This is a genomic window from Methanomethylovorans sp., assembly GCF_041305605.1.
GTDB lineage: Archaea > Halobacteriota > Methanosarcinia > Methanosarcinales > Methanosarcinaceae > Methanomethylovorans.
Genome location: NZ_JBFYLB010000063.1, coordinates 1 through 23,077, shown reverse-complemented (window position 1 = coordinate 23,077; position 23,077 = coordinate 1). Strand labels below are relative to the sequence as shown.

Here is a 23,077-nt window from a genome sequence, read left to right as displayed (position 1 = left end):
TGCACCCCATTGCGATAACAAGGTAGTCATAACCATATTTTTTATCACTTTTGACAGTCACCTCTTTATTCTTAAGGTCTACTGCTGTCACTTCCCCTTCCTTCCCGAAAAAGGTTTTCACCCTAGGGCTTATAAGTTTCTTTCTTGGTCTTGTGATCTCTTCAGGTGTATAGAGTTCAAAAGGAATAAAGGTAAAACCACCCTGGTTTATATTGATATCACTTTTGTCGAGGATGGTTATTTCTAACTCTTCCTTGGCGATCTTATTCCTGAACTCTCTGGCCAATATATTGGCTACCACTGACCCGGCATACCCTGCCCCTAATATCAGTACTTTTTCTTTCATATTAAACTCCCTATTTTTTATAAGTTTGTTTTTTAGATATATGTTATGGTACTGATACTTTTTCTTAGTAGCATATAAGGGCATGGAAGTACTTACTAAAAAATACATTTTACAGCAGTTCTATCCTTTAATTTTTCATAGCCAAAACTCACTGGTCTTATGAAATATAAAAAAGAGGGTTACAGATATGATCTGTAACTTTATGTTTTTAGTTCTGGAGTACAATCTCTATGTTGATGTCCTTCGGAACCTGAATGCGCATGAGTTGTCTCAATGCCCTTTCATCTGCAGCGATATCTATCAACCTTTTATGTACTCTCATTTCCCAGTGATCCCATGTTGCGGTTCCTTCACCACTGGGGCTCTTCCTCGTAGGGACTACCAGTTTCTTGGTAGGCAGAGGTACCGGCCCGGAGATGCTTACTCCAGTTCTCTCGGCAATTGCCTTGACCTGATCGCAAACTCCATCCAGATGTACCGGACTAATCCCTGATAATCTAATTCTTGCCTTCTGTGCCATATTATTCTCCTCTAAGATAAAAGGAGAGTGTCATTATTTCTGTTTGACACTCATGCACATACCGGCAGCAATGGTCATTCCCATATCTCGGATGGCGAACCTTCCAAGCTGTGGAATGGTTTTCACAGGCTCGATACACATTGGCTTTGTTGGCTTAACTGTTACAATTGCCGCATCTCCAGCCTTAATGAAGGTGGGGTTCTCTTCCTTGACCTGTCCGGTCTTGGGGTCAAGCTTCTTGTCGATAGACATCAGAGTACATGCGGTCTGTGTAGTATGACAGTGGAATACAGGAGTGTATCCAATAGTGATCGCAGATGGGTGCTGTAGTACTACGATCTGTGCAGTGAACTCTTCAGCAACGCTTGGTGGGTTGTCAGTGTGTCCGCATACGTCTCCTCTGCGCACATCGGCCTTTCCGACACCTCTTACGTTCCAGCCAATATTGTCACCAGGGGCAGCCTGTGGGATTTCTTCATGGTGCATTTCGATGGACTTTACTTCTCCACCGGCGCCAGTTGGCATAAATACGACTTTGTCACCTTTCTTCATTATACCAGTCTCTACTCTGCCGACTGGTACGGTTCCTATACCGGAAATGGTGTATGCATCCTGAACTGGTATCCTTAGTGGGAGCTTGTCCGGCTTCTCTGGTGTCTTAAGGGCGTTAAGAGCGTCAAGGATAGATGGTCCCTTATACCATGGTGTGTTCGGGCTTGGGGTCTTTGAGATGTTGTCGCCCTCAAATGCAGAGGTTGGGATGAATGGGATCTCAGATGCCTTGAAACCAACCATGCCGAGCAATTGTGAAACCTGTTCCTTTACCTCTTTGTATCTTGCTTCGCTGTATTTTGCTGCGTCCATCTTGTTGACGGCAATGATCAGCTGGTTGATACCAAGGGTTCTGGACAGGAATATGTGTTCCCTTGTCTGTGCCATAACTCCGTCAGGTGCGGCAACCACAAGGATTGCTGCGTCTGCCTGAGATGCACCTGTGATCATGTTCTTTACGAAGTCACGGTGGCCTGGGCAGTCCACGACTGTGAAGTAGAATTTATCAGTGTCGAATCTTCTGTGGGCGATATCGATGGTGATACCTCTTTCTCTCTCTTCCTTTAGAGAGTCCATAACCCACGCAAAGGCGAAGGATTCTTTTCCTTTCTCTTTTGCTTCCTGCTTGTATTTCTCGATCATATGTGCAGGTACTGCCCCAGTCTCAAACATCAATCTTCCGACAAGTGTAGATTTGCCGTGATCAATGTGACCGATGACTGCTAAGTTCATGTGTGGTTTGTCAGCCATTTAAATCGTCTCCTATTTGATATTGCTTAAGTATGATTTGTCCTAATAGTTTTTTCTACGTTTAAACCTTTCCAAGGCAAAGCTCGGGGATAAGGCATAAGCCATATCCTCTAGCTCACATGGAGAGGTAATCAGCTGCCTGTGGTATCTCCTTCTTCAGACCCTTTCTTTGTCTGATGGCTCCCACTACTTCGGTTAACAGGTTTGCAGGTAATGTTTCAAAGCCTGCAAATTCAGTGCTCCACATCGCACGCCCTTCGGTTGCCGACCTTACGTCACCGGCAAAACCAAACAGAGCAGCTACAGGTGCCCTTGATTCGATCACAGTGGTGTCACCTTCGGTGTGCATATCCATTATTATACCACGGCGACCCTGGATCTCCTTTGTGGCTCCACCCATTTGGTCCTGTGGTACTTGGATAAACACCTTCTGATAAGGTTCAAGGAGTGTATCTCCAGCCATAAGCATGGCTGCCTGTATGGCTTGCCTTGAAGCAGGAATTACCTGGGCAGGTCCCCTGTGTACAGCATCTTCGTGCAACTTAGCATCCACTAACTTGACCTTTATGCCCATACATGGTTCTCTTGACAAAGGTCCGGCCTTCATTACTTCCTGGAATCCTTCAAGAATAAGTTCCATTGTTTCGTTAAGGTACTGGATACCTTTTGTCATATCGATATAGATATTGGACTCGTATATTTCTACGATACCCTTTGCCTCATCCTTGCTCATTCCGGCAGCCATGAGTTTTTCACGGCGTTCTACTTCCTGCATGGTCATAGAAATCTCGCCATTGCGGATAAGTTCCAGCACACCCGGTTCAATGGTTTCGATCTCCACATAGAACCTGTTGTGCCTGTTGGGTGACTTTCCTTCTACAGGGCCCGCCTTGCCACGAATGGTCTCACGGTATACCACTAACGGAGGTGTAGTTGTGATCTCTACTCCCTTGTCACGTTGTATCCTGTGTGCAATGACCTCGAGGTGAAGTTCACCCATGCCCGCCATCAGGTGTTCACCGGTTTCTTCATCCAGAGTGATCCTTAGTGTTGGGTCTTCTTTCGCTACCTGTCTCAGTACCTCGACGAGTTTTGGCAAGTCTTTCATGTGTTTTGCTTCTACAGCAACTGTCACCACAGGTTCACTGCCATGTTTTATGCTTTCAAAGGGTGTCATGTTTTCCATAGTGGTTACTGTGGAACCGACTATTGCATCCCTGAGGCCCGTAACTGCAGCAATGTTACCGGCAGGTATCTTTTCGACTTCAAGCCTCTCAGGGCCCATGAAAATTCCTACCTGCTGTATCCTGTTCTTCTTAGCCGCACCGGATACATACACTTCCATGCCACGTGTCAGACTTCCACTGAAAAGTCTTCCAGTGGCTACTTCTCCTGCATGTGGGTCCATGGATATATCAGTGACCATGAATGTAAGGTCCGCAGAGGCATCGGCAATCATCATGGCTTTTCCGATGGGTGATTCTTTATCTCCATGCCAGATAGCTGCTACTCTTCCCTTCTGTGCCTGAAGGGGATTTGGCAGGAACCTTACCACCATGTCATTTACGACCTCGTGCAAGGGACATTTGTCAGCAAGGGTCTTCATGTCCTCTTTCTTACAGTAGTCATATACCTGATTGAAACTGATCCCAGTCCTTTTCATCATTGGTACACTGATAGCCCAGTTGTATAGTGCTGAACCAAAAGCTACAGTACCAGCTGCAGCATCAACTTTCCAGCCAGCTTTGTATCTCTCTTCGTTCATACCTTTGATGAGCTTGTTCACATGGTCGATAAGCTTTCCCAATCTTACCTGCATTTCCTGAGAATCGACCTGTAGTTCATTTATAAGGCGATCCACCTTGTTAATGAACAGCACAGGCTTAACATGCTCTCTTAGGGCCTGCCGCAGCACAGTTTCTGTCTGTGGCATTGTACCTTCTACCGCATCAATTACAACTACAGCTCCATCTACTGCACGCATGGCACGGGTGACGTCCCCGCCAAAGTCAACGTGACCAGGTGTGTCTATAAGGTTGATAAGGTATTCCTGTCCATCGTACTCGTGCACCATTGAGACATTGGATGCATCGATGGTAATTCCCCTTGCCTGTTCCTCCTCGTCGGAGTCCATGAAGAGCTGCCTGCCTGCCAGTTCCTTGGATATCATTCCGGCGCCCGCCAGCAGGTTGTCGGATAATGTGGTCTTACCGTGATCAATATGCGCAACTATACCAATGTTGCGTATCTTTTCAGGTGTGCCCATCAACGCAGTGACGCGCTCCACCATTTTCTTTCTTCTTCCCATAATACTACCCTGTAATGCTATTATTATCAGCAGTGAAAAGCTTAACGTGCTGCCTTTGCAACTCTTTCCTTAGCGTCCTTCCTGTTAATGGAGAAACACTTTGCATCACGATTTGCCGCAGCTATCAGTTCTGCTGCAAGGCATTCAGCCAAGGACTTCTTTGATTTGAATGCTGCCTGGCTTGCTCCCATGGAGATGTATCTCAGAGCACTGTCAACACGTCTCTGAGGGGCAGTGTCCACGGCTTTAGGAACAGAGATGCCTCCATATTTAAGCCTGACAACTTCTTCTCTGGGGCCGGCGTTGGAAATAGCCTCTATTAGCACCTGTACGGGGTTCTTCTTTGTTTTCTTATTTATTATATCAAGAGCCTCATCTACCGTGCGCATTGCTAGCTGTTTCTTGCCAGTGTTCTTTTCACTCCTCATCATACTGTTGACAAGGCGTTCAACTATTAACAAATTTGATTTGTTGAACTGTTGACGTGCATGCCTGCCGCTGGAATGTGGCAATATGACCGGTTCAAGGTTTGCATACCTTTTGAGTCCAAGGTCAACCACCTCTACCTCTGCAAGGTCCCATTTTCCGTATAATTTGTACATTGAAGATTATCTCCTTGGTTTCTCTTTGCGGCCAATGACCATTTGGTTCAGGGACACGTTGTTGACTGCAATCACTTTGAAACGTACACCAGGGATATCTCCCATTGCACCACCCATGCGTCCACCAATCCTCTCTACTGTTACTTCATCGTGTTCGTCAATGAAGTTGATAGCACCGTCCCCTGGGCAGAATGCAGATACCTGACGACCATTTTTGATCAACTGTATTCTCACACATTTCCTTATGGCAGAGTTAGGCTGTTTTGCCTCTACCCCTATTTTTTCAAGTACTATCCCTCTTCCCTGTGGAGCTCCTCCAAGGGGATCTGCTTTCACGTTCAAACCAAGCGTACGCCTGTTATACTGGGTGTCTTTCCACCTAGCATTTTGGCGAATGCTCTTTAAGGTATGAGCTGCATATTTTCCATTTGGCATAATATTTCCTCCAAGATTTCATCACAATAATATTGCGCTTTACCCTGATTCCTGTCAGTCACTGAAGTATAACATCATCTATGTCATGGTGCCTTTGTGCAACCATTTTCACTTTTTCGATGTTCTTTCCTTCACGTCCGATGGCAAGTCCCTTTTCTTTGTTCGAGACATCTACGTAAGCCAATCGTTTGTCGTTTCTTGTAGTAATGTTCACCGACTTCACAGTTACAGGACCAAAAGCATTCTTTATGAATATGACCGGATCATCTGAATATTCAACGAGTTCAATGTGCTTATCAACAGTTTTCTTCATACGGTTTATATGGTCACCATTTCTTCCAATGGCTGCTCCCATGTCGCCTGCTTTCACCACATATATTATACGGTCTTCCTCAACGATGCAATCCTTCACAGTTGCACCTGTTAAGCTTTCAAATAATGCGATGTATCTTATTCCTTCTGTTGATAGCCTGATCTCGCTCAAGTCAAGCAACTCCTCTCAAGCTGCTGCAAGTATATCGGACTCACCCGTTTCCAGGATCGCAAGGGCAGCGATCACAAAAGGTTTTCCGCAAACTGGACCAAGCTCCATGTTCGTACCGGAGTAATTGAGTACAGGTACATTTGTAGACTCGATCTGTGCTCTTATCTCTGTCGGGCAGTTGGAAGCAAGAACTACTATTTTCGCTTTTCCACTAACAGCAGCGTCGATGGTGCTCTTTGAGCCGATCACCACCTTCCCTGTTCTGATCGCCTTGATCAATGCTTTGTCGATATTAATATCCATATATTACCATCTCTTATGCAATTTAAACCTAAGGTCTGTATTCTAATAAGTGAATCCTTATATCTACTTTCTGGTTGTTCTTCTGTAATCCGTATACCATTTTGAAGCCTTACTTAGCTATCAGGTGTACATCTCCGGTTCCAAGCTTAATAGGCTGTCCAACAATGATATTCTCTGTAACACCATTAAGTTCGTCAACATCTCCACGCATTCCTGCATCCAGCAAGTGGTTTACAGTAACCTCAAAAGCAGCTCGTGCGAACACACTTGCCTTTTCACCGGAAATCCCATGGCGACCGATCTGCTTAACCTCGCCATCACAGCACATGATGTCCGAAACTAACATTATGTGCCTGATATCTACGGTAAGGCCCTGTTCTCCAAGTGTGCTGGTAGCTTCCTTTATGATGGCATTCCTTGCAGCTTCTATTCCGAACACCTCGTAAACCTCACCAATATTGTTGGTGTAGGTACGACTGATGTCAACACCTTCTACTTCCAATACTTTCTTCAGCTGTGATCCTTCGGTGTAGAGCATGTATTCGTTGCCATCTTTGCGTATCACAACTCTTTTGATGCCTTCTATTCCCTTCAAGGTGATGTTATTGATGTTCTTGGCCATCTGCAAAAGTTCTCTGTATGAAGGCTCTTTTGGTTTCACAATGAGTTGATTCTCAATGTTTTCTGACAGTTTCACCGGTACACCCAACTCATCACTTAGTTTTGCAATTAGTTCATCTGCGGTTATGCTTCTTTGCATCAGGGTTTTCTCATGCAGGTCTATTATTAGTTGCATGTTCAGCAGGTCAGTGGTAACATCCGCAAGCTGCTCTATATGTGTAGCTTCAATCTCCCATGCCAGTTTACGAGCCTTGTCCCTATCCTGGGCATATTCTTCCAGGACAGCAATGGTCATGGTAGGAGTACTTGGTTCCTTTCTTGCATCAACTATTTCTATAAGACGGGGAAGTCCTAATGTAACGTTGATCTCAGCCACACCGGCGTAGTGGAATGTACGCATCGTCATCTGAGTACCAGGTTCCCCTATGGATTGGGCTGATACCACACCCACAGCTTCACAGGGTTCTACTTTTGCATATTCATAACTTTCCTTTACCTTCTCGATGATCTCTTCAAGCTCTTTTTTGTTAACTCCTGCTTTTATTGCATCCTCTCTAAGTGTCTGGAGGATGTTCAAAGGCAGGTCAAGATTACTAATCATTGAGTCTATCGTAGATTCGATCAGAGCCATTTTCAACTCACCTTCCGTCCTGTCACCGCTTCCACTATCTTATGTACGTTATCCGGCTTGCTGTAATCGCTCTTGGTGGAGTCGATACCATCCTCTCCGTACTTGAACTGCACTATAACACCCCTTGTTTCCCTTACAGTAGCATCATATTGCACTTCAAGGTCTTGGAGAGCGTTTACCAGTCTTCTTTGCAGATATCCTGATTGAGATGTACGCACGGCAGTGTCCACAAGACCTTCACGTCCTCCTATGGCATGGAAGAAGTATTCGGTCGGTGACAACCCGCTCTTATAACTGGATTTTACGAACCCGTGTGCATCGGCTCCCAGGTCGCCTTTGTCAAAGTGAGGAAGTGTTCTTCCTGCATATCCTCTCCTGATACGTTCACCACGAACTGCCTGCTGTCCAACGCAGGCAGCCATCTGTGTAAGGTTAAGCATAGATCCCCTTGCTCCGGATTTGGCCATTATCACAGCGGAGTTTTCCAGACCAAGCTGATTACCTGCAATGTTACCTGTCTGGTCCCTTGCCTTACCAAGGGTCTGCATGATCTTCATTTCAATGGTTTCGTCAAGGGTCCTTCCTGGCAAAGGTTCCAGTTCTTTTGCTTCGTAAGCTGCGATCAGGTCCTTGACCTCGTTCTCAGCCTTATCAAGGACTTCTTTTATATTCTTCTTGGCAGTTTCCGGGATATCCTCGTCGCTGATACCAAAACTCAGCCCGGTCTTCATGACTCCTCTTATGGCAAGTCTGGTAAAATCATCCACAAATTTTGCACCAGCTGTAGTACCGTATGTCTTCACGACCTTGTCAAGTATGATACCTTTGAAAGCCCCTATCGCCCTTTCGTCGATTGTGCCTTGTATCATCTCTCCATTGCGGATCACAACATAGGCGTTATATTCACAGGCTTCCTTCTTACAAACATCGCATTTAAAACACACTTCAGCAGGGAATTCTGCATTAAGTCCTTTAGGAAGTATCTGGCTGAATATTTGCTTACCATTCCAATAGGGTTCTCCGGTCTCCTTATATCCCGCAGGCTCTGGTAATTCTCTGATCTCTGCCTTTCTAAGAAGTTCCAAAGCTTCGTTCTTGGTTATACGGTTCTCGTTCCTTGTAAGCAGGAACATGCCTGATATGTGATCGTGGATTCCTCCGATGATAGGTCCGCCAAAACGTGGTGAAAGGATGTTCTCCTGCACCTGCATGAGTATACTTGCTTCTGCCCTGGATTCTTCTGTTTGCAGTACATGCATGTTCATTTCGTCACCATCGAAGTCAGCGTTGTATGGTGGGCATACTGCAGGATTAAGCCGGAATGTTTTGTTAGGAAGTACTTTTACCTGATGGGCCATAATGCTCATCTTGTGTAGAGATGGCTGCCTGTTGAATAGTACGGTATCTCCATCCATCAGCTGTCTTTCAACCACCCATCCTTTCTCGACTTTCTCGGCCAGCTCTTCCTTGTTGTTCTCCGTTATCTTTATACGTCTCCCATCCGGACGGATCACATAGTTTGCCCCGGGGTGGACGTCGCTCCCCTTCAGGATATACATTCTTAGAAGCTCTATATTTCTCTCGATGACCCTTTCAGGGATGGTCATCTGAATAGCTATGGCTTCGGGTACTCCAACTTCGTTGATGCTAAGGTTCGGGTCAGGTGACACTACGGTACGTGCAGAGAAGTTTACACGTTTACCTGACAGGCTTCCCCTGAAACGTCCTTCCTTTCCTTTGAGACGCTGGGTAAGTGTCTTCAGAGGTCTTCCGGACCTGTGTCTTGCCGGTGGCACGCCTGATACTTCATTGTCAAAGAAAGTGGTCACATGGTACTGCAACAGTTCCCACAGGTCTTCTATGATAAGTTGTGGCGCTCCTGCATCCCTGTTCTCCTGGAAACGCTGGTTTATACGTATGATGTCCACAAGTTTGTGGGTCAGGTCATCTTCACTGCGCTGCCCGGATTCCAGTGTAATGGAAGGTCTCACAGTGACAGGAGGTACGGGTAATACTGTAAGGATCATCCACTCAGGCCTGGCACATGAAGGGTCCATTCCAATCACTTTCACATCATCGTCTGATATGTTTTCGAACCTGTCCCTTATCTCTGTAGGTGTTAGCTTATGCCCGTCCTCTATGTATTCAGTGGGTTTTTCGAACTTGATCTCTAACTGTTCAGCCCCACAATGCGGACAGACCTTTGTCTTCCTGGCCTCCTTAAAAACGTCATTAATCACAGGGTCCGGCAGATGTCCCATTTCATGGAGTTTATCGATCTGGATAAGGAAATTCTTTTTCTGAGAAGGTTCCAGCAAAAGGGCACTGCAATTGCGGCATATTGAACGCAAAGTCTTGCGGATGGTCTTGTTGAAACCTACATGTACTACCGGCGCAACCAATTCTATATGGCCAAAATGCCCGGGGCACTCCCCGGCTCTGCTCCCACAGGTCTTGCATTTAAGACCCGGGTCTATGACACCCAGTCTAAGGTCCATGAGTCCCATGTCAATAGGGTATCCGTCATCATCATAGGTATCTGCAGTAATGATGTTTGTGACGCTCATCTTCCTGACCTCTCTTGGAGAGATCAGGCCAAATTGTATTGCAGATATCCTTTTAGGTATGGAAGGTATTGTGTCCATTTTATATCGCCTTCACACAGCATCATCTAATTTAAGTCTCGGTGCCACTCCAAGCGACTTGATCTCATCAAGAAGCAATTTGAACGCATAGCTCATTTCCACCGGATGTATGTCCGTTTCTGCACCGCAGCTTGCGCAATATCTAATGTTCCGCTTACGGTCAAAGGTCGCTATCATGCCACAGTGTCCGCAGACAAGTTCGACGACCTTGTCAGACTCGTCAAGCAACCTTTCCTTCAGTGTCATGGCAGCTCCATGTCCGATGAGCACATCACGCTCCATTTCTCCGAACCTCAGACCTCCTTCCCTTGCCCTACCTTCTGTTGGCTGGCGGGTGAGCACCTGTACAGGTCCGCGGGACCTTGCATGCATCTTAGAGGCAACCATGTGATGCAGTTTCTGATAAAGGATCACGCCTACAAACACATCTGTTGGTATCCTCTTACCAGTGACCCCATCGAAAAATACTTCTTTGCCGGTATGAGCAAAGCCCTGCCTTTTAAGGCCTGCGCGCAGTTCTTCTTCTTTCTCTCCTGCAAACACCGTTGCATCGATACGCCTGCCTTCCATACTACCTACTTTGCCACCGATCATCTCAAGCACGTGTCCTACGGTCATACGAGAGGGGATGGCATGAGGGTTGATGACCAGGTCCGGAACCATCCCGTTCTCTGTAAACGGCATGTCCTGATATGGTACTATCAGGCCGATAACTCCCTTCTGTCCATGTCGGGATGCGAACTTGTCACCTATCTCAGGTATTCTCTGGTCCCTTATCTTTACTTTTGCAAGGCGTGTACCATTTATTGATTCAGTAAGGATAACAGTGTCCACTATTCCCTTTTCATTGGAGCGCATCGTGATCGCACTTTCTCTGCGTTGCTCCACAGTGATGCCGAAATCCGACTGTTCTTCAAGGAAACGAGGAGGACTTGTCTTACCTATGAGTACATCATTTGGGCCAACCAAAGTCTCGGGGTTCACAAGGCCATCCACATCCAGGTTGGAGTATGCCTCAGGACTGCGTGCTCCTCTGTACTCAGAGTCAGGTATTTCGAATTTGTCTTCCTGACCACCCGGATATCTTCTTTCCTCGCCTTCGAACGTTCTTATGAAATGGCTTCTCCCCAGCCCTCTCTCGATAGAACCTTTATTGAAGACCAGTGCATCTTCAATGTTATGCCCTTCAAATGACATTACTGCTACAACGAAGTTCTGCCCTGCCGGCCTCTCATCAAAAGCAATGTTTTCACATGTCATGGTCCTTACCATGGCTTTCTGAGGATAGTGCAGTACATGTGCACGTGTGTCGGGCCGCAGCTTTGTGTTGGATGTGGATACGCCGATACACTGCTTGACCATGGCCGCACCCATCGTATTACGAGGGGAAGCATTGTGTTCCGGATAGGGTACCATGCCTGTACAAATTCCCAGAATTAGGCTTGGATCTATCTCAAGGTGCGTATTCTTCGGGACGATCTCGGGCACTGTAAGGGCGATAAAAGCATTCTCTTCTTCTTCAGCATCCAGATATTCAACAATACCTTCCTTTACCAGATCATCATAGGTCATGTCTCCCTTCTTCAGGGATTCCTTGACATCCTCGGTCAGCAAAGACTTTCCATCTTTGACTACTATCATTGGTCTTCTAGCCCTTCCGATATCGGAGTTTATTATAACTTCATGGATATCATCATTGAGGGTAACATTCACCTGTCTGGATATTACACCGCTTCTCCTTTGTTTGCGAATGTTCTCCACAAGGTCCTGTGGATTGCTGTGGGTACCGATGAGTTCCCCGTCCAAAAACACTTTTGCTTCATTCATCTGCAAAGCCTCCCATGCCATCGTCCATATCTGAATAGTCGTTATATCCTAGGTCAGGTTTCTCTTCCTCGTGTGGAATAGTATCAAACTCATCAGTATACTCTTCAAGTTCTTCACCGTACTCGACTACTTTCTCCAGACGGTGATGTGGAATGTTTGGTTTTACGTCCAGGTCGAGGAGTATTTTCTTAAGGACGCTCTTGTCATCTACTCCGGTGGAAAGTTCCACCATCTGTGCAAAGTTCTTTACTAGTCCACAGTTCGGTCCTTCAGGAGTTTCGGATGGGCATAATCTTCCCCATTGTGTGGGATGCAGGTCACGAGCTTCAAAGTGTGGTTGTGCTCTTGAGAGGGGAGAAATTACACGTCTGAGGTGTGAGAGAGTTGAAATATAATCCGTTCTGTCTAAAAGCTGGGATACACCTGTCCTGCCTCCTACCCAGTTACCTGTAGCAAGAGGATGTTGTAACCTGTCAGTAAGTACATCCGCTCTGACAAGGGTCACTACGTTGAGTTCACGGTTCCTCATGTTTGCTCTCTCAAGCTGGTACTTTACATCTCTGGCCAAACGGTTGAACGCTACTCTGAATAGATCTTCCATCAGGTCGCCTGTTAGCTTAAGTCTCTTGTTGGAATAGTGGTCCTTATCGTCCTGAGAACGCTTCCCAAGAGCAAGCTCAAAGCAGGATTCTGCCATCCTTCCAAGGAAATATGCTTTTGCAAATCTGTCCTTAGGTTCATTTCCAAGGTGAGGCAGCAAATATCTGTCCATTACATAGTTCGCACGTTTCATCTGGTAGTCACGAGCTTGGCCTGCAGCGACCCTGGTACCTATTTTTTCAATAGCTTCACGGGTGGAGGCCACTTCTGCTTCTTCCAGGTTCTCCAGCATGAATTTCATAATTTCCGGGTCATTGGATACTGTAGTTACCAGGTCCTGGTCAGTTTCTACTCCCAATGCTCTCATTAAAGTTATGAAATTGATACGACCTGATATGGATGGGAAAGATACTTCCAATAAGGATTTGCGGCCTCTTTCCACAACTACGAGAGCCCTATATCCTCTTCTTTGAGAGAATACCTTGGCGACTTCTATCATGTCTCCATATCTCTCTCCAAATTCGGTCAGTATTTTGTTAGGAGCGAGGTCTTCAAGGGTCATGACAACCCTTTCGGTGCCGTTAACTATGAAATATCCTCCTGGGTCAAGTGGGTCCTCACCATAGTCTATCATTTCTTTTTCATTGAGTTCCACAAGGTTGCATATTGAGGATTTTATCATTACAGGTAACTGCCCGATCTTTGCTTCCACCGGTTCTGACTCTTCTTCCCCCTGCACTACATTCATCTGCAGGTATATAGGGGCTGAATAGGACAGATTACGTAATCTTGCCTCATTCGGATATAGCTTCTCGATGGCTCCGTCCGCTTCTTTTACGACAGGTTTCTCCACCCTGATGTTCCCTAACTTGATATATACGTCCTCTATATCGGTCTCAATTACTCCTTGTTCGTTAATGATGTTCTGTAGACCACTTTCAAGGAATTTATTGTAAGAGTCGATATGGTGCTGGACAATCTTGTCCCTGGTAAAATATGCCTCTGACACTTTACTGCCCTCTGAAATGATGATTACACCTAATTAGTTGATGGAAAGGTATGAAAAACATTACGTAACATGACCACAATAAAGTGGCAATATATAAAACAAATGCTCTCATTTGATGCTATCTCACTCTATTACAAGCCTGTAATAAAGTGCCTGTCCGGCCGTCTGGCTTTTCCTGGTTATCTTAACCACATCTCCGACCGATGCGCCAATTTCTTGCACTACAGGATCATTGATCTTTATTTTTGGGAATTGCTCCCTTTCTATCTTGTAGCGTTTTAGAACAGATTTCAACTCATCCTCACCCAAAATCTCATGCTTTGGGATCAGTTCATTGTCGAGCAGGTTGAATTTATTCAAATTTTCTCCTCCCTCAAAAAGTGTGCACATGGATTAATTGGCAAAAAGCATATACTAATGTGACGCCATGGATTTCATGGCGGGCTCGTAGGGATTTGAACCCTAGGCCGTCTGGTTAAAAGCCAGACGCTCTGCCTGACTGAGCTACGAGCCCATTGTGTTTGTATGCCCCTTTACCTGTCCACTTTCGCATCAGTTCGGTGTAGCCCTCCAAAACGTACTTATCATATATATACATTTCGCAGATGCGTTGTGGGGTCGAACGGGTTTGGGATATACATTCTAACAGTATCCCAACCCCTCAAAAAAACGTCCCAAGAGGTTATACGCCTCTACGCCATAACATATTTATACTAAGTTTTCCTCCCTTTCAAAGAACGTTCGGTAACCCCTTCCTATCCGGTTGTATGATTTTTTCGGTGGAGATCGATATTCTATATTTACATGCCGTATTTAGGTTCCTGATTTCCATCCGCACATGTACTCACATTGTCCTTTACTTAAAGAATCGATATTAACGCCCATGGATTTGAGCTTCAGTTCAGCTACACGCATATCTATCTCGTGGGGCACAGCATGTACTCCATTTACAAGCTTATTCTCTGCTATATGCCTTACACACAGGGCCTGGTTAGCAAAGCTCATATCCATTACTTCGGCGGGATGCCCGTCGCCTGCAGCCAGGTTCACAAGCCTTCCCTCGGCAAGCACGTATACTTTCCTGTCTCCTATATCGTACTCTTTAATGTTCTTACGCACAGTGCGCACACTTTTGGCCATGCTTTCCAGATCCTCAAGATTGATCTCAACATTGAAATGACCTGAGTTGGAAAGGATCGCTCCGTCCTTTATTACTTCAAAGTGTTCCTTGGTAATAATATCGCAGTTGCCTGTGGTGGTCACAAAGATGTCCCCTATCTTTGCCGCTTCTTTCATGGTCATCACCAGATTTCCATCCATCTTTGCTTCAAGGGCACGTATCGGGTCAATTTCCGTAACGATTACATTAGCTCCAAGACCCCTTGCACGCATGGCAACTCCCTTACCGCACCATCCGTAGCCTCCTACGACAACATTCTTGCCTGCCACCAGCAGGTTAGTGGTCCTCATTATACCGTCCCAGGATGATTGTCCGGTCCCATACCTGTTATCAAACATGAACTTTGTCATTGCATCGTTGACAGCCATAACTGGCATTTTCAAGGCCCCATCCTTTTCCATAGCTTTCAGCCTGTGTATACCTGTAGTAGTTTCCTCGCATCCTCCGAGTATAGTGGGCAATAGGTCCTGTCTTTCGGTGTGCATTTTGAAAATAAGGTCTGCACCATCATCTATCGTAATATCAGGTTCTATTTCCAGGACCCTATTCATTGCAGCATAATATTCCTCGTTGCTGCATTCATATTTTGCACATGAATTTATATTGTCGCGTGTGCACAGCGCTGCCGATACATCATCCTGCGTACTTAAGGGGTTACATCCGGTTATGGCTACCTCTGCACCTCCGGCAGCAAGCGTTTCCACAAGTACTGCAGTTTTTGCCTCTACATGCAAGGCCATTGCTATTCTATGTCCTTCCAGAGGTTTCTCTTTCTCAAAGCTCTTTCTTATTATTTCCAACACTGGCATGTGAGCCCGAGCCCATTCTATTTTCTGGTCACCGGATTCGATAAGTCCTTCTTTGTCCATTCTGATATCTCCGTAAAATTCATGTTATTGGCTATTTATTCCTTTACCCGTGCTATGAGATTCTCTGCAGCCGCGCTTGCTTGTTCTATAACTTTCATTTCATCCATGCAGAGTACTTCATAATCTTGCATTAGCAACTTTCCATTGACAATGCTTGTCATCACATCCTGCCCGTTGGCACTATATACAATGTGAGATGCAGCATCGTAGAATGGTCTCATATGAGCCTTATTCTTGTCAACTATTATTATATCCGCAAGCGCTCCTTTGCTTATCATGCCTGCGTTTATACCCAGTGCTCTGGCACCGTTGATCGTTGCCATCTTAAGCACTTCTTTTGCAGGCAGAGCTGTAGGGTCCATGGTACTGACCTTCTGCAGTAATGCTGCGACTTTCATTTCCTCGAACATATCAAGATTATTGTTCGAGGCACATCCATCGGTTCCCAGGCACACGTTTGCTCCATTTTTCAGAAGTTTTGTCACAGGTGCGATCCCGGATGCAAGTTTCATGTTGCTCACTGGATTATGGGATATATTGACTCCACACTCTGCCAATATCTTAATATCTCCGTCAGATAGCCACACGCAATGAGCAGCGACAACATTGCTGCCAAAAAAGTCAATGTTATTCAGCATGTGTATAGAGCACATACCATACTTTTCTTTCATCTCTTTGAGCTCAGCCTCTGTTTCCAGCACATGGATGTGTACTTTCACACCATCCTCTCTCGCTTTATCCTTCACTCTCACAAGGAATTCCCTGGAGCAGGTGTTAGGTGCATGAGGACCATACATTGCTGTGATCCTGCCATCTGCTTTTCCATGCCATTTCTGCACGAATCTGCTTCCTTCTTTCAATTCGGCATCTGCTTTATCCGTATTTCCAAAGTCTATCATTCCATAGGATAGGGCTGCTCTTATTCCTATTTCTTCTACAACTTTTGCCGTTTCGTTCTCATGGATGTACATGTCATTGAAACAGGTAGTACCGCTTTTGATCATCTCAAGGCACGCCAGCATACTGCCATTGTAGATGTCGCTTTCAGTAAGTTTTGCTTCCGCAGGCCAGATATGCTGTTGGAGCCACTGGGAAAGAGGAAGATCATCTGCATATCCTCTGAACAGTGTCATAGCTGCATGAGTGTGTGTATTCACCAGGCCAGGCATAACAATGCCTCCGTGCGCATCCACTACTGTCTCTGCAGTTTCATGGGTCTTTTCTCCGACTTCTGTGATGATCCCATCTTCTATGACCACCACTCCGCTTCTGAACTCACGTTCCTTGCCGGGCTCCATTGTGAGGATATGCCCGTTCTTTATGATTATATCAGCCATAGTTATCACTTGATGTAGCAGGTTTCTTCCTGGAGTGCCCCTAGATATGCGTGCATTACCTTTAGTCTCTCTCCTGCTATTTCTCTGGCAGTGCCAGTGTTAAGTCTTTCTAATATTTTGAAAGGCTTCCTTTCCATATATTCATAGAAGCCCTCGAGAGGATCTTCAGTATAAGCGTTCATAGACGTCTCTTTTACTGTTCCGATGGTGGATCTCAGGGCACGCAAAGCACCCATGGAAACCAGGGACCTGAAAATACCCACAGCACCAAGCGCATCTATCCTGTCAGCATCCTGTAAGATCTGAGCTTCCAGCGTTTGAGCCTCAAGCCCGTGGCTGAACCTGTGGGACCGGATGCAAGCAGTTACATGCTCTATCAGGCCTTTGTCAGCACCTGCAACAGTAAGGAATTCATGTGCTATCTCTGCGCTGTATTGTGCATGGTCCCCTCCTTCCTGATGCTCCTTCACGATACCTACATCATGAAGGAGTGCAGCAAGGCGAAGTACCTGTTCATTACCACCCTCTTTTTCCCGGATACGCATACATACTTCTTCCACTCTCTCTATGTGGGACATATCATGGGTACTGGGCTCATCTGCGAGTACTTCTGATACATATTCTCTTGTCTGCTCGATCAGATCCATTCGATACCCTCGCGTCCTGCCTGGTTCTTGAGATGTTCCTGAATGGCATACATGGCATCAGCAAGCACTTTCCTGTTGTCGTAGGAATCAATGATCTCCCTGAGTTGTTTTTTATTATCCTTTTTCATCTCTTTTGTGAAATGGACCATATTCTCCAATGCCCTTGTCACGTTATCGACAATTGTCACAGTTGCAGACAGGGATGTCCTTGACAGAGGGTTAAGGTCTATTGCTATGACTATCTTTCCCATTTCTACAAGTTTCTGGCATCTGTCCCCATCTTCCAGGGGCACGAGTACCACATCTGCTGCATATATACCTTCCTGATCAACTATGGCCCGATCATGGGATAGGTCAAGTCGCGCATTACCTTTTGAACCAAGTACGCTTCCTGCCCCATGTGCTTTCAGATGCTCGATTATCTTATGGACCCTGACGTCGCTGCGGTGGAACAGATTCACTTCCAGTTTTGCTCCGGTAACGTCTGCCAGTGATACAAGGGCTCCCGGTACAAGGGCAGCAGTGTTCCCATTGATCGATATTACCGGTTTTTGTGCAGTGAGCAGATAAGCCACTGCAACACGTTCTGCAATTGCGGCAGACTCTATTGTACGCTCGCCAATTAGATAGTCAAAGGCTTCACCCCTGCCCTGGGCTACAAGACCTTGCTGGCTGGTGATGCCCATCTGTACACCCTCTGCTATCTTTTCCCTGGTTATCAGGGATGCATATCTTGGATGACTCTCAGGGATATGTGTCACGATCTTCTATCTCCGGTTGTTCTATCTTCTTTCCGTTTTCCATAAATCAGATTATATTTGCTTGAGAGTTTAATGCAGCAACATACTAAATAGGCTTTTTGTCACAAAAGCCCTGCTCTGCAGTTATTTATATAATATGCTAATGGCTGGCCGAACTCAGAGAGTGTTTCAATCACTGCATCCCGTCTTTCAGGGCACACTGTTGCAAAAACAGATTCTCCAAGCATGGCCTGGGATGCCATACCGCCGGCAGATTCCACAGCTTCTATTACGTCTATTATAGCATTGGAGGCAAGTCCGGTACCAAAGGCAAAATCTCTGGAGCATTGCATGAAAGTCTCAAAAGTAGGTGAAGCCATTAGTTTTTTCATTGCGCCTCTTCCCATAGAAGTTATGCGCCAGACAAAATCAGGGTCTGAGAGGACAGAACTGGTATCAAGTTCTCCAAGTGCCAGGCAGATAACTTCTTTCCCTGCAACTGGTATCCAGTCCACACTACCGTATTTCGGTGCTCCGGGTGCGGTGCGGATGACAACGCCGCCATAGGATTGTGCTATTACGTCGCCGAGTCCGCTCCTGTTAACAACCTCTGCCACATGTGCCGTTTCAATGATCTTAGCCGAGGTAAGGTTGAGGGATAATGCGTCGTTCAATGCATAAGCCGTACTGAGGGCTCCGGCACCGGATGCTCCAAATCCGTATCCTATTGGGATATTCGCCACACTTTCCACGAGCAGGGGAGAATTTGTAAGCATATTTACCACAGTCCTTGTAGTGTGTCCTCCTACATGTTCACCGTTCAGGATAATAGGGGTATCTTCCAGTTCTTCTGAATAGGTTACAGTGGTGACGACTCCTCCGTCCAGGACAATGCCACAACCTGTGGAACCTTTTTTACGGGGGTCTTCATGGTCGTGTATACAAAAAAAGCCTGTTATATGTGCAGGAGCAAAAGCACTGGCAGACCATTTTCTTTCTTGCATTGTTTCACTTCCTTGACATCAGCAGGTGGCCTATCTCATCCATTAATGCAGAAGCTATCATTTTTTTTGATCCTTTTACATGGATATGTCCGGAATCTTCCACAGTAAGGATGTATACTTCATTATCCTCAGTACCGATCCCGCTGCTACTGACATCATTTGCAACTATCAGGTCCAGTTTTGAAGCTTCCATGGTATCTTTTGCTCTTTTTAGAAGTTCGTCCAGGCCGGTTCCCGTTTCTGCTTTGAAGCCTGCAATGAGCAAGTCAGAATGCTCTGTCCTTGCTTTGCCTATAAGCTTGGCAGTAGGTCTCAGATGGAGTGTCAGCTCTCCTCCTGATTTTATTTTCGTATCTGCCGGGTCCAAGGTGTAATCAGCGATCGCCGCAGCACTGATGAGTACATCATAATCACAGGCCAGTTCCCCAAGTATGGCTTCTGTCATCTGTGAGGCGCTTTCAGCATATATCTCTTTGATGCCGGTGAATCCTATTCTGTTGCGGTGTACTATAGTCACCTCCGCTGCACGCCGGTAGGCTTCCAGAGCAAGTTCCACGCCAGTCTTACCGGATGCTCTGTTGGTCAGTATCCGGATAGGGTCAATGGCTTCTACAGTGGAGCCGCTGGTTATGAGAACCTTCCTACCAGCCAGTTCTTTGCTACCCAATTGTCTTTCGACCTGCAGTACTATCTCTTCATTTGAAGCTATTTTGGCAATTCCTTCCCTAATCTCTGGTCCAATAAACCCGATTCCCCAGGATCTCATCTTTTCCATGTTTTCAGTCAAAGCAGGATGATTGTACATGGCTTCATGCATCGCAGGCACTACCATCACAGGTATGCCTGATCCAATAGCTGTGGTGGCGAAGGTCGTCACAGGTGTGTCATCGACTCCGGAAGCTATTTTTCCAATGGTATTGGCTGTGGCAGGGGCTATTAGCAGCAGGTCTGCTTTTCCACTCATACCGCAGAACTCTACGTGTTCCACAGCTCCGGTTATTTTAGTGATCACTTCATAGCCGGTGGCGTAGTGCAGGGCCATGGGATTGATTATCCATGAGGCAGCCTCGCTCATAACAGCATATACCTCAGCACCTCTGCGTATCAATTCCCTGGCAAGTTCCACTGTGCGTACGGCTGCAATGCTGCCGGTGACTGCAAGCACTATGGTCTTGCCTGCAAGTGAAGCTGAAGTACTGCCCTTTATCCAGAGTGTGGGGTGATCACGCATGGTTTGCATGGATTTAAAAAGGTCGTTTTTGATATTAAAGGTTGGTCTGTGGTTATTTTAGGAGCAATATTCATAACCTCTTCAAAAATGAAGTTAGGTTGAAGGGCTTTTGGAAGCCTCGTCAGTATTTCCATATCTGCCTATATTTATTCTGTTACCATTGGGTTTAGGTTCAATACTAAAGCTCGATTGAGGATATCCGGCATCAATAAGAGGGCTTGTTACGGAATCAGTTACCCATGCTTTACCGGACCATCTGCCTGCAGTGCTTTTCAAGTGGTAATCATGTTTTGCAGCGTCTGCAAATAACGGATTAACATAGATGTCATCTTTCTGGGTTATTCCGTTCCCATTATAGTTCTGATCCACATTGTATATGCAGTTGTTATTTGATACGAATGTATGATTTGTACCATCTGTATTCCATAATCCGCTATCTTCGTATTCGTCTGAGCCCACTATAACATTATTCCTTACAATGGTTGTGAAGGATGCATCCATAGTAGCCGACTTTGGATATTGGTAGTATTTTATTCCTGCCTGGCCACCGTTGTCGATAATATTATTCTCTATTATTGTATTATCAAACTGCCCGATCACGATCCCGGAGTTGCTGTATCCGGTATTCTCATCGTATTGACCGACATCATAGATTATGTTGTGGTGTATGTAGACGTCTTTGCCACGCACTTCATTATCAGTGTCCTCTCCGTCTATCCAGATAGCTGCGCCGTTAAGGGTATGAATTCTATTCCTATATATCTCGATATCTTCGGACTCGTATCCATCGCTCTTGTCGATCTCTATGCCCGGACCCGTTGACCAGTCCTCTATTTCTGAATAGATTACATTGTTGTAGATCTTCGCATGGCCTGAACTTGATAGCCTGAAAGCTGTGTTGGTTCTGGTAAATACATTATTGTTAGCTACTGTCACCCCATTAAGTCCCAGGGTATACAGGGCTTCATGTCCAAGCTTGTATACTGAGTTATTTGTAAAAACAATGTTTGAAGATGTATCATGAAAATAATTTCTTACTATCAGTCCATCACTGGTTCCCCATTCCATACGCATGTCCGTAACAGTGATGTCGGTACATTTGTAGAAATAGATCATGTCGTAGTATCCTGAACCTCTGGGAACGGACTGGTTCTCGCTGTTCCCATCTATCTCGAATCCCTTTATTGTGAAATTCTCATCTGCATCATCCATGTTAGTGATCAATGGCACATAATCGCCCCAATCAGCATCTGGTATAAGCTTGATACAGGCATCAGAGTCTCCTGTGAGGATGGTGTTAGACCCCATCTCCAGGGTTCCGTTTATCCAGTATGTGTTCGGCCCTCTCAGGTATACTGTACCGCCGCCGATACTATTGACATAGGTCAGTGCCTTGTTGATCTCGATATTGTCATTTACTCCATCGCAATTGTAATTTGCAGTTCCGTCGGTATCGACGTATGCAATGGATCCTGTCGGTACATTGACATTTGTGACAGTGTCAACAACCTGGTCAACAGGTGAAACACACCCTGAAATTGAAAGACTTATGACACAGATCAAGAACTTCAATAATAGAGGAATTACCATATAAGGTCATACTAGTCGATAATACTTATTAAATTTTCACCTGGGTTCTGTTGTAAAAAAAACTAGATGAAAATGGCTGTAAGGTCATTTTTAGGACATTTTTACCCTTAGGTACCTGTATTAATATTTCAACAACCTTGATGGTCCCGATATGTGAGAAAATAACCAGATCAACGCACCAGAACTGTTATATTTTGAGATCTCCCATGATTATTGGGGAGTAAACTATGTTAACAATGTCATATTTAGCCTGGCAAACTCCGGGATTTATGGCCCTTTTCCTCGTATTGGTACTCTGGGATCTTATGTGGAAAGGGATAGGACTTTGGAAAGCTGCAAGGAACGAAGATAAATACTGGTTCATTGCCATACTGATTATAAACAGCCTGGGGATAGTGCCTATCCTCTACATATACGTGTTCCAGAAAGGGAAGAAAGGAATCTGAGTTATTCTTTTCACCCATTTAGCACCCATATCGAGTAGTTAAGTACTGCTGCAAACGATACCCACAGGATATACGGTACCAGCAGCAGTCCTGCTGCCTTTGAGATCCTGTAGAACAGCCAGATGTTTACAAGGATCACCACCCACAGAACAACTATCCCACCAAGCCCGTAGAGAGGCGACTGCAGGCCGAAAAACAGCACAGACCACAGGAAGTTCAGGAAAAGCTGTATTCCAAATACACCCATAGATTTCCTTACATCAGCCTTTTCTAAGCCCTTCTCCCATACCAGATACAGGGCAATACCCATGAGCAGGTAGAGCAATGTCCATACCACCGAGAACGTCCAGCTCGGAGGTACAAAGGACGGTTTCACCAGTGTCGCATACCATGTAGGAAT

The 23,077-nt window shown here is 45.6% G+C and carries 22 protein-coding genes and 1 tRNA gene; 1 reads left to right on the top strand and 22 read right to left on the bottom strand.

Features of this window, described 5'->3' with window-relative positions:
• From ACCM36_RS04080 to ACCM36_RS03980, 21 genes are all read right to left on the bottom strand, one after another.
• Nucleotides 1-346, bottom strand: a 346-nt coding sequence (locus ACCM36_RS04080; protein WP_370572460.1) for an FAD-dependent oxidoreductase, incomplete at its 3' end; no start/stop codon positions are given.
• 208 nt (nucleotides 347-554) lie between these two features.
• On the bottom strand, nucleotides 555-866 hold the full coding sequence (rpsJ, locus tag ACCM36_RS04075; RefSeq protein WP_321420567.1) for a 30S ribosomal protein S10: 312 nt from the start codon (nucleotides 864-866) through the stop codon (nucleotides 555-557).
• Between the two features lie 33 nt (nucleotides 867-899).
• On the bottom strand, nucleotides 900-2,168 hold the full coding sequence (gene tuf / locus ACCM36_RS04070; RefSeq protein WP_370572459.1) for a translation elongation factor EF-1 subunit alpha: 1,269 nt from the start codon (nucleotides 2,166-2,168) through the stop codon (nucleotides 900-902).
• 115 nt (nucleotides 2,169-2,283) lie between these two features.
• Nucleotides 2,284-4,476, bottom strand: coding sequence for an elongation factor EF-2 (locus tag ACCM36_RS04065; protein WP_370572458.1), 2,193 nt, complete (start codon nucleotides 4,474-4,476; stop codon nucleotides 2,284-2,286).
• Nucleotides 4,477-4,517: 41 nt separating this feature from the next.
• Nucleotides 4,518-5,078, bottom strand: a complete 561-nt coding sequence (locus ACCM36_RS04060) for a 30S ribosomal protein S7 (protein ID WP_370572457.1) — start codon at nucleotides 5,076-5,078, stop codon at nucleotides 4,518-4,520.
• A gap of 6 nt (nucleotides 5,079-5,084) precedes the next feature.
• Nucleotides 5,085-5,513 carry a 30S ribosomal protein S12 gene (locus ACCM36_RS04055; RefSeq protein ID WP_292352640.1) on the bottom strand — a complete coding sequence of 143 codons (429 nt, stop codon included), beginning with the start codon at nucleotides 5,511-5,513 and terminating at the stop codon, nucleotides 5,085-5,087.
• A gap of 58 nt (nucleotides 5,514-5,571) precedes the next feature.
• On the bottom strand, nucleotides 5,572-5,997 hold the full coding sequence (locus ACCM36_RS04050; RefSeq protein ID WP_370572456.1) for a NusA-like transcription termination signal-binding factor: 426 nt from the start codon (nucleotides 5,995-5,997) through the stop codon (nucleotides 5,572-5,574).
• A 15-nt stretch (nucleotides 5,998-6,012) separates the two neighbouring features.
• Entirely contained in the window at nucleotides 6,013-6,300 is a 288-nt protein-coding gene (locus ACCM36_RS04045; protein ID WP_370572455.1) for a 50S ribosomal protein L30e, read from the bottom strand.
• Nucleotides 6,301-6,409: 109 nt separating this feature from the next.
• The gene (gene rpoA2, locus ACCM36_RS04040) at nucleotides 6,410-7,552 is read right to left on the bottom strand and encodes a DNA-directed RNA polymerase subunit A'' (protein WP_370572454.1); all 1,143 of its coding nucleotides are present in this window, start codon (nucleotides 7,550-7,552) and stop codon (nucleotides 6,410-6,412) included.
• Nucleotides 7,553-7,554: 2 nt separating this feature from the next.
• Complete coding sequence (locus ACCM36_RS04035) at nucleotides 7,555-10,197, bottom strand: DNA-directed RNA polymerase subunit A' (RefSeq protein ID WP_370572453.1); 2,643 nt, start codon at nucleotides 10,195-10,197, stop codon at nucleotides 7,555-7,557.
• Nucleotides 10,198-10,209: 12 nt separating this feature from the next.
• A complete protein-coding gene (gene rpoB, locus ACCM36_RS04030) occupies nucleotides 10,210-12,024 on the bottom strand; it encodes a DNA-directed RNA polymerase subunit B (protein WP_370572452.1) in 1,815 nt (604 codons plus the stop codon).
• Complete coding sequence (locus tag ACCM36_RS04025) at nucleotides 12,017-13,633, bottom strand: DNA-directed RNA polymerase subunit B'' (protein WP_370572451.1); 1,617 nt, start codon at nucleotides 13,631-13,633, stop codon at nucleotides 12,017-12,019. The genes rpoB and ACCM36_RS04025 overlap by 8 nt, the downstream gene beginning before the upstream one ends.
• 123 nt (nucleotides 13,634-13,756) lie before the next feature.
• Nucleotides 13,757-13,993 (bottom strand): DNA-directed RNA polymerase subunit H, encoded by a 237-nt coding sequence (locus ACCM36_RS04020; protein ID WP_370572450.1) that lies wholly within the window; start codon nucleotides 13,991-13,993, stop codon nucleotides 13,757-13,759.
• A gap of 77 nt (nucleotides 13,994-14,070) precedes the next feature.
• Nucleotides 14,071-14,147 (bottom strand) — tRNA-Lys (locus tag ACCM36_RS04015).
• A 299-nt stretch (nucleotides 14,148-14,446) separates the two neighbouring features.
• A complete protein-coding gene (locus tag ACCM36_RS04010; protein WP_370572449.1) occupies nucleotides 14,447-15,682 on the bottom strand; it encodes an adenosylhomocysteinase in 1,236 nt (411 codons plus the stop codon).
• Nucleotides 15,683-15,717: 35 nt separating this feature from the next.
• Nucleotides 15,718-17,019, bottom strand: coding sequence for an amidohydrolase family protein (locus tag ACCM36_RS04005; protein WP_370572448.1), 1,302 nt, complete (start codon nucleotides 17,017-17,019; stop codon nucleotides 15,718-15,720).
• A gap of 5 nt (nucleotides 17,020-17,024) precedes the next feature.
• Complete coding sequence (locus ACCM36_RS04000) at nucleotides 17,025-17,666, bottom strand: HD domain-containing protein (protein WP_370572447.1); 642 nt, start codon at nucleotides 17,664-17,666, stop codon at nucleotides 17,025-17,027.
• The gene (locus ACCM36_RS03995; RefSeq protein WP_370572446.1) at nucleotides 17,657-18,427 is read right to left on the bottom strand and encodes a 4-phosphopantoate--beta-alanine ligase; all 771 of its coding nucleotides are present in this window, start codon (nucleotides 18,425-18,427) and stop codon (nucleotides 17,657-17,659) included. Before ACCM36_RS03995 ends, ACCM36_RS04000 begins: the two co-directional genes overlap by 10 nt.
• A gap of 101 nt (nucleotides 18,428-18,528) precedes the next feature.
• Complete coding sequence (locus ACCM36_RS03990; protein WP_370572445.1) at nucleotides 18,529-19,410, bottom strand: pantoate kinase; 882 nt, start codon at nucleotides 19,408-19,410, stop codon at nucleotides 18,529-18,531.
• 4 nt (nucleotides 19,411-19,414) lie between these two features.
• On the bottom strand, nucleotides 19,415-20,650 hold the full coding sequence (gene coaBC, locus ACCM36_RS03985; protein ID WP_370572444.1) for a bifunctional phosphopantothenoylcysteine decarboxylase/phosphopantothenate--cysteine ligase CoaBC: 1,236 nt from the start codon (nucleotides 20,648-20,650) through the stop codon (nucleotides 19,415-19,417).
• A gap of 84 nt (nucleotides 20,651-20,734) precedes the next feature.
• Nucleotides 20,735-22,204, bottom strand: coding sequence for a right-handed parallel beta-helix repeat-containing protein (locus ACCM36_RS03980; protein WP_370572443.1), 1,470 nt, complete (start codon nucleotides 22,202-22,204; stop codon nucleotides 20,735-20,737).
• A gap of 254 nt (nucleotides 22,205-22,458) precedes the next feature.
• Here ACCM36_RS03980 and ACCM36_RS03975 point away from each other — a divergent pair, with 254 nt between their 5' ends.
• Nucleotides 22,459-22,677, top strand: a complete 219-nt coding sequence (locus ACCM36_RS03975) for a DUF5652 family protein (protein WP_370572441.1) — start codon at nucleotides 22,459-22,461, stop codon at nucleotides 22,675-22,677.
• A gap of 10 nt (nucleotides 22,678-22,687) precedes the next feature.
• Here the strand turns inward: ACCM36_RS03975 and ACCM36_RS03970 are convergent.
• Nucleotides 22,688-23,077 (bottom strand): TspO/MBR family protein (locus ACCM36_RS03970; protein WP_370572440.1); only part of this gene is annotated, 390 nt, incomplete at its 5' end.

Coding starts and splice junctions, on each gene's coding strand:
- ACCM36_RS04060 (WP_370572457.1), bottom strand. CDS start 5,078: ATGTACAAATTATACGGAAAATGGGACCTTGCAGAGGTAGAGGTGGTT.
- rpsJ (WP_321420567.1), bottom strand. CDS start 866: ATGGCACAGAAGGCAAGAATTAGATTATCAGGGATTAGTCCGGTACAT.
- ACCM36_RS03975 (WP_370572441.1), top strand. CDS start 22,459: ATGTTAACAATGTCATATTTAGCCTGGCAAACTCCGGGATTTATGGCC.
- rpoA2 (WP_370572454.1), bottom strand. CDS start 7,552: ATGGCTCTGATCGAATCTACGATAGACTCAATGATTAGTAATCTTGAC.
- ACCM36_RS04010 (WP_370572449.1), bottom strand. CDS start 15,682: ATGGACAAAGAAGGACTTATCGAATCCGGTGACCAGAAAATAGAATGG.
- ACCM36_RS04005 (WP_370572448.1), bottom strand. CDS start 17,019: ATGGCTGATATAATCATAAAGAACGGGCATATCCTCACAATGGAGCCC.
- ACCM36_RS04065 (WP_370572458.1), bottom strand. CDS start 4,476: ATGGGAAGAAGAAAGAAAATGGTGGAGCGCGTCACTGCGTTGATGGGC.
- coaBC (WP_370572444.1), bottom strand. CDS start 20,650: ATGCAAACCATGCGTGATCACCCCACACTCTGGATAAAGGGCAGTACT.
- ACCM36_RS03990 (WP_370572445.1), bottom strand. CDS start 19,410: ATGCAAGAAAGAAAATGGTCTGCCAGTGCTTTTGCTCCTGCACATATA.
- tuf (WP_370572459.1), bottom strand. CDS start 2,168: ATGGCTGACAAACCACACATGAACTTAGCAGTCATCGGTCACATTGAT.
- ACCM36_RS04000 (WP_370572447.1), bottom strand. CDS start 17,666: ATGGATCTGATCGAGCAGACAAGAGAATATGTATCAGAAGTACTCGCA.
- ACCM36_RS04035 (WP_370572453.1), bottom strand. CDS start 10,197: ATGGACACAATACCTTCCATACCTAAAAGGATATCTGCAATACAATTT.
- ACCM36_RS04055 (WP_292352640.1), bottom strand. CDS start 5,513: ATGCCAAATGGAAAATATGCAGCTCATACCTTAAAGAGCATTCGCCAA.
- rpoB (WP_370572452.1), bottom strand. CDS start 12,024: ATGAATGAAGCAAAAGTGTTTTTGGACGGGGAACTCATCGGTACCCAC.
- ACCM36_RS04045 (WP_370572455.1), bottom strand. CDS start 6,300: ATGGATATTAATATCGACAAAGCATTGATCAAGGCGATCAGAACAGGG.